The 5,550-nt window shown below is 58.6% G+C and carries 8 protein-coding genes; 1 reads left to right on the top strand and 7 read right to left on the bottom strand.

Annotation, left to right across the window (positions count from 1 at the left end):
- Positions 1–108 precede the first annotated feature (108 nt).
- The 7 genes from M0H32_RS29320 to M0H32_RS29345 all read right to left on the bottom strand — a co-directional run bounded on the left by M0H32_RS29320 (position 109) and on the right by M0H32_RS29345 (position 4,914).
- The gene (locus M0H32_RS29320; RefSeq protein WP_248160297.1) at positions 109–501 is read right to left on the bottom strand and encodes an IS4/Tn5 family transposase DNA-binding protein; all 393 of its coding nucleotides are present in this window, start codon (positions 499–501) and stop codon (positions 109–111) included.
- 137 nt (positions 502–638) lie between these two features.
- Complete coding sequence (locus M0H32_RS29325) at positions 639–1,223, bottom strand: plasmid pRiA4b ORF-3 family protein (RefSeq protein WP_248160299.1); 585 nt, start codon at positions 1,221–1,223, stop codon at positions 639–641.
- Positions 1,220–2,329: an IS66 family transposase gene (gene tnpC / locus M0H32_RS29330; RefSeq protein ID WP_425607380.1), complete on the bottom strand. Its 1,110-nt coding sequence runs from the start codon at positions 2,327–2,329 to the stop codon at positions 1,220–1,222. The genes M0H32_RS29325 and tnpC (M0H32_RS29330) overlap by 4 nt, the downstream gene beginning before the upstream one ends.
- Positions 2,224–2,595, bottom strand: a complete 372-nt coding sequence (locus M0H32_RS29815; protein WP_425607381.1) for an IS66 family transposase — start codon at positions 2,593–2,595, stop codon at positions 2,224–2,226. Before M0H32_RS29815 ends, tnpC (M0H32_RS29330) begins: the two co-directional genes overlap by 106 nt.
- Positions 2,571–4,109 carry an IS66 family transposase gene (gene tnpC, locus M0H32_RS29335; RefSeq protein WP_248160302.1) on the bottom strand — a complete coding sequence of 513 codons (1,539 nt, stop codon included), beginning with the start codon at positions 4,107–4,109 and terminating at the stop codon, positions 2,571–2,573. The genes M0H32_RS29815 and tnpC (M0H32_RS29335) overlap by 25 nt, the downstream gene beginning before the upstream one ends.
- Before the next feature lie 68 nt (positions 4,110–4,177).
- The gene (gene tnpB, locus M0H32_RS29340) at positions 4,178–4,531 is read right to left on the bottom strand and encodes an IS66 family insertion sequence element accessory protein TnpB (RefSeq protein ID WP_248160304.1); all 354 of its coding nucleotides are present in this window, start codon (positions 4,529–4,531) and stop codon (positions 4,178–4,180) included.
- Positions 4,528–4,914: a transposase gene (locus tag M0H32_RS29345; protein WP_248160306.1), complete on the bottom strand. Its 387-nt coding sequence runs from the start codon at positions 4,912–4,914 to the stop codon at positions 4,528–4,530. The genes tnpB and M0H32_RS29345 overlap by 4 nt, the downstream gene beginning before the upstream one ends.
- 266 nt (positions 4,915–5,180) lie before the next feature.
- On the opposite strand from M0H32_RS29345, the gene M0H32_RS29820 reads away from it, so the two are divergent.
- Entirely contained in the window at positions 5,181–5,462 is a 282-nt protein-coding gene (locus M0H32_RS29820; RefSeq protein ID WP_425607382.1) for a ParB N-terminal domain-containing protein, read from the top strand.
- Positions 5,463–5,550 lie beyond the last annotated feature (88 nt).

Here is a 5,550-nt window from a genome sequence, read left to right on the forward strand (position 1 = left end):
ATGCTTCAATCAATTCCCATTCTGCGTCCGTCAAATCGCCACGTGCCAAGACTGCCTCCTAAAAGACAGTCTTGAATCACAGCTCAGCTGATTTGGGAATCCACTTTGTCAACAGGTCCTAGCATGCCTCAACAGGCCGCAAAGAGTGTGTTGGCGGAAACGTCCGTCCTTTTCCTTCCGGCCAGTGGAGGTCTTGGTGAACCCGATTTTTTCGGGAGCCGTCCGTGTGAAGGAAAATTCCGTTGTGTCCTGCAGGATCAGGATCGGCCCTGTGGTCGCCTGAAATCGCAGGCGAGAAGCAGAAAAATTGCCCTCAAGAATTTTATCTTCGCTGACGTTTCCGTTTGCGAAAAACCGGTATGCAGCCTTGGTATTCGACCAGTCCTGAAACGCCGTGGGCAGAGATTTCCCCGGCCGCTCAGCCAGCGCGGTGAGCATCGACCCCAAGCGGCGATTAAGTCGTGCATCGCCGAGATCACACCCGGATGTTTCTGTTTCCACCCAATCATGCTCCATATTCACACCCTGTTGCCTGAAGGTGCCAGAGAATGAATCACGGCGGATTCTTCGAGATAAATAGGGTAAATCAGACCGAACACAACTTATGGGTAACAGCAAGCCGGTGAAGGATCGTTGGCCTATTTTTTCGGCCTTCGCATATTGGTAAGACGGTCCATTTGGATTTTGACGATCTCGGGCTCGATGTCGTTTGGATCGAACGGCTGTCCGTACCAGTCGACGAGGTTTTCGTGTTCTTCTTGGTTCGGATCGGCCACGGCCTCAAGGAACATTTCGAAGCCGGGAGCGCCGCCGATATCCTCGGGAGGTGCGCGCCATTTTCCGTCGATGAGGGCAGGCAAACGGGCGCCGGTTGGCATATCGAACAGTTCAAGAACCTCGACATGGTGCTCCCAGTTGTCACCCATGTCGTAAGTGTAGAGGAATTCAGAGATACCACTGTCGCGCAGTTTAGCTAGGCGCGCTGTGTTGGCGTTGTAGACTTTTTCAAAGCCGAGGCCGTCATCGAGCGGAAGGCCATAGCGCCGGCCGGCGACATCGAATTCCCACAGATGGCAGTTAAACCACAGGAAGGCCGCCTGGATGGCATCGTGCAATCCCTTGAAGGTCATGGACAGCGGAACTTCAATCACACGCCAGGGTGCGGGGTTGAGATCGGGCAGCGTAATGCGCAGGCGGGCTGCATCGGGAACCTTGGTGTTCATTGCACGCATCCTTTGGCAGCGACGTTCCACGGCAGGAGTTCACCGATCCGGTTGATGGGATGATCGGCGATGCGGTTCAGCACATCGCGCAAATAGGCTTCCGGATCGAGCCCGTTAAGCTTGGCGGTCTCGATCAGCGACAGGATGCCGGCGGCCCGTTCGCCGCCTTTGTCCGAACCGGCGAACAGCCAGTTCTTGCGCCCAAGGGCGATCGGACGGATGGAGCGTTCCGCCGCATTGTTGTCGATCTCAATGGTGCCGTCCTCAAGGAAGCGCCCAAGGGCCTGCCAGCGGTTCAGGGCATAGCGGATCGCCTCCGCCGTGCCGGATTTTCCGGACACCTCGGCAAGACGGGCCTTCAACCAATGGCATAAGGCCTCGAACATCGGTTTGCTCTTGGTCTGACGGAGTTTCAGCCGCTCATCAGGCGGCGTACCCCGGATGGCCTTTTCGATATCGTACAGAGCGCCGATGCGTTGCAAGGCTTCCCCGGCAATCGGCGCTGGTCCGTTTCCCGTCAGATCGAAGAACTTGCGCCGGACATGCGCCATGCAGGCTGCTTCCAGGACCTTCGGCGGCTTCGCCTCATAAAGCTCCTTGAACCCGGCATAGCCATCGGCGTGGAGAACGCCCCGGAAGTGTTTGAGATGAGCCGTCGGATGTTCGCCCTTGCGGTCCGGACTGTAGAAGTAACAGACCGCTGGCGGCGTCTTTGAACCATACGGCCGGCCATCGCGGACATAGGTCCACAATCTGCCGGTCTTCGTCTTGCCCTTGCCGGGCGCCAGCACCGGAACCGGTGTGTCGTCCCCGTGCAACCGGTTCCCTGCAAAGACATGAGCGCGCAGGGTCTCGATCAACGGTGCCATCAATACGCTCGCCTTGCCGACCCAATCGGCCATGGTCGAGCGGGCCAGCTCAACGCCTTCGCGGGCGTAAATCTCCGACTGGCGATAGAGCGGCAGGTGATCGCAATATTTGGCAGTCAGCACATGTGCGATCAGGCCCAGGCCGGGCTTGCCGCGCTCGATCGGCAACGACGGCATGGACGCGGTGATCTCCGTGTCGCAACCCTTGCACACAAAGCGCGGCTGGACATGGCGCACAACACGGAAGGACGCGGGGCGTAGTCCAGAACCTCGGTGATGCCCCTTCCGCTTTTGAAAAAGTCACGCCCGCCACAGCATGGGCAGGAACGCTCACCCAGATCGTGGACGATCTCGTGTCGCGGCAGGTGGTCCGGAAGCGGCTGACGTACAGGCTTGGTTTTCGGCGCTTCGACGCGACCGGATGGAACATCAAAAGGCAGTTCCGCCTCAGCCGCTTCGATTGTAAGCGGTGTTTTTCTCACACCTTGGCGGGGTAATTCCATGGCAGGAGTTCATCGATCCGGCCTTGTTTGTGGCCGTTGACAATGGCGGTCAGCGTGGCTGCCAGGTAGGCTTGCGGATCGACAGTGTTTAGCTTGCAGGTCTCGATGAGTGAAGCGATTGCCGCCCAGTTTTCAGCTCCGGCTTCATGACCGGCGAAGAGAGCGTTTTTTCTGTTGAGTGCGATGGGTCTGATGGTGCGTTCGACGGTGTTGTTGTCGATCTCGATCCGCCCGTCGCTTACGAACAGGCACAAGCCCTCCCAGTATCTGGCGATATACTTCAGGGCTTCACCCAGGGGCGATTTGGCGGCGACACGAGCGCGATGATGCGTGAGCCATGTTTCCATATCGGCGATGAGCGGTGATGCACGCTCCCGCCGGCCGGCCAGACGCGCCTCGGGCTCAAGCCCGCGCAGTTCGGCTTCGAGGCGATAGAGGTCGCCAATGCGTTTTACGCCTTCTTCGGCAATCGGCGCGGAGCCAGTCCGGGTGATCTCAACCAGCTTGCGGCGGGCGTGTGCCCAGCAATAGGCCAACCGGATATCCGGTCCGACCCGATCAGGCGCGATGAGCCGATTGTATCCGGCATAGCCGTCGACCTGCAAAACTCCCGAGAAGTCCTGCAATATCTGTTCGGCATGGTGTCCTCCGCGTCCAGGTGCGTAGGTGAATGCGACACCGGGCGGCGCTCCGCCGTTCCACGGACGATCGTCCCGGGCCAAGGCCCAAAAGTATCCGGTCCTGGTTTTGCCGGAACCGGGATCAAGCACCGGAGCCCGGGTTTCGTCCATGAACAGTTTGGTGGACCGTTTCAGGTCTACGATCAACGCATCAAAGACGGGACGCAATTCGAATGCCGCCCGGCCGACCCAGTCGGAAAGTGTCGATCGGTCGAGATCGATGCCCTGGCGGCTCATGATTTGCGCCTGCCTGTATAAAGGCAGGTGGTCGGCGTATTTGGAGACCAGAACGTGAGCGATCGTGGCCTCGGTCGGCAGGCCAGACTGGATCAGCCGCGCTGGTGCTGGAGCCTGAACGATGCCATCGGTGCAGGAGCGGCAGGCGTATTTCGGTCGGCGGGTAACGATGACGCGGAACTGGGCCGGTATCACGTCCAGCCGCTCGGACACATCCTCGCCGATCGGGTGCAGGCAGCCGCCACAGGAACAGGTCAGACTGTCCGGCTCAAGGACCTCTTCAACACGGGGAAGATGCTTGGGCAAAGCCCCGCGATTGGCCGCACGTCGTTTGGAAGCTCGTTTGTCGCCGGGGCTGTCTGTCTCTTCCTCGGCATGAATCGCCGCAATAGCTGTTTCCAGATCCTCAAGCGCCAGGTCGAACTGATCCGGATCGCGCTTTTCGGACTTGCGTCCGAAGGCCGCCTGCTTGAATGCGGCAACGAGCTTTTCCAGCCGCGTGATCCGCTCATCCTTGCGGATGTTGCGCTCCTCGGAGGCAATCAGCATTGCCTTCAGGGCAGCGATATCATCTGGCAAGTCAGCGGTGGTGAGCATGGGTCGGGTCTATCAAATCCGGCCATGATCCGCTTGTGGAAACAAGTGCCCGAGTCATCGTGCCGCAGCTATTCAACGGTCTCTGGAGCCCGGGCGGTGATCGCGCGAACGCGCCGCCAGTCCAGTCCTGCGAACAGAGCTTCAAACTGTGCGTGCGTGAGGGACATCAGGCCGTCCCTGATATCCGGCCAGGTAAAGGCATGGTCCTCAAGGCGCTTGTAGGTCATCACCAGACCGCTGCCATCCCAGTATATGAGCTTCAGCCGATCTGACCGGCGTGACCGGAAAACGAACACCGTCCCCGTGAACGGGTCCTTGCGAAGTTCGTTCTTCACCAGCGCTGCCAGCCCGTCATGCCCCTTCCGGAAGTCGACGGGCTTTGTCGCCACCATGATCCGCACCCGGTTCGACGGAAAGATCATGAGGACAGCTTGCCGAGCGCGTGGGCAACGGCTGCAATCCGCTTCGCGGACACACCTGCCTCCAAACGGATTGTCATGCGGCCGATAAGGATCTCAGGGCGCTCGGTCTCGATGGCGGCTTCACGTTCATCCGGCGCCGCGACAATCATGGCTGCAAATTCCACGTCATCTTCCGGAGCCGGCAAAACCAGCTTGCCGCGCCGTGCCAGGGTTCTCCAGGCTGACAGGTGGTTCGGCTTCAGACCGTAACGGCCGGCAACTTCATTCACCGTCACGCCCGGGCGCAAGCTCTCCGCAACGATCCGTGCCTTCATATCGTCTGGCCAACGGCGCGGCCTACCTGCATCACGCCCATCCGTGAGAACCTCAATCGTAGTCTCCATGGAGAAACTCCCTCTCGATCCAACATGATCAGCCGATCACAGATCGAGGGAGGCGAAACAACGTGGGGGCAGAACAGCGGTTACTGTTAAGTTGCCTCAGGGTGGAATGAGACGTCGAGGCCATAACTAGGTTATTGGTGTCGCCGTTCTATTCCCCTCAGTAGAGCAATTTCGCACAAGATCCCTCAACAAAAGGAAATATGCCAGAAACCACCGAAACCCCACCACCACCAGGAACTCCTGAAGAAAGTACCCAAAAGGACGGAATGTCGATTGCTCTCAATGAGCTCGCAAGCAGGTGCCCAGTCACTGGTCCTATCGAATGCCCTCCACGCCTCCCATTCGGCCAAATCGAACTCTGCCCTGAAGCCTTTCAGGTGCGAGGTGAGGCACTCTCCGAACACCACCTCAGCGAACTGCACCGAGCCTTGAAACGGGTTGATGATCTCGATCCGGTGCTGGTCATGCCTCTTGATGACACTTATGTACTCCTCGATGGTCACCATCGCTTGGATGTGAAACGGCCTGCAATATTGACCCTGTTTTAGGGGTTATCGGCGTCCAAAACTGACCCCTGCCAAATTTGTTTTTATGCGTCCCTGATTTTTCAGGGAGCATTTTAAGGATGTTGGTTGT

Origin of the sequence: Roseibium sediminicola, assembly GCF_023156505.1 — a bacterium.
In the GTDB taxonomy this organism is placed as follows: Bacteria; Pseudomonadota; Alphaproteobacteria; order Rhizobiales; family Stappiaceae; genus Roseibium; species Roseibium sediminicola.

What these genes read in the sequence shown, in the direction of transcription:
- M0H32_RS29325 (WP_248160299.1), bottom strand. Translation starts at nt 1,223, where the DNA reads ATGAACACCAAGGTTCCCGATGCAGCCCGCCTGCGCATTACGCTGCCC.
- M0H32_RS29815 (WP_425607381.1), bottom strand. Translation starts at nt 2,595, where the DNA reads ATGGAATTACCCCGCCAAGGTGTGAGAAAAACACCGCTTACAATCGAA.
- tnpC (WP_248160302.1), bottom strand. Translation starts at nt 4,109, where the DNA reads ATGCTCACCACCGCTGACTTGCCAGATGATATCGCTGCCCTGAAGGCA.
- tnpB (WP_248160304.1), bottom strand. Translation starts at nt 4,531, where the DNA reads ATGATCTTTCCGTCGAACCGGGTGCGGATCATGGTGGCGACAAAGCCC.
- M0H32_RS29345 (WP_248160306.1), bottom strand. Translation starts at nt 4,914, where the DNA reads ATGGAGACTACGATTGAGGTTCTCACGGATGGGCGTGATGCAGGTAGG.
- M0H32_RS29820 (WP_425607382.1), top strand. Translation starts at nt 5,181, where the DNA reads ATGTCGATTGCTCTCAATGAGCTCGCAAGCAGGTGCCCAGTCACTGGT.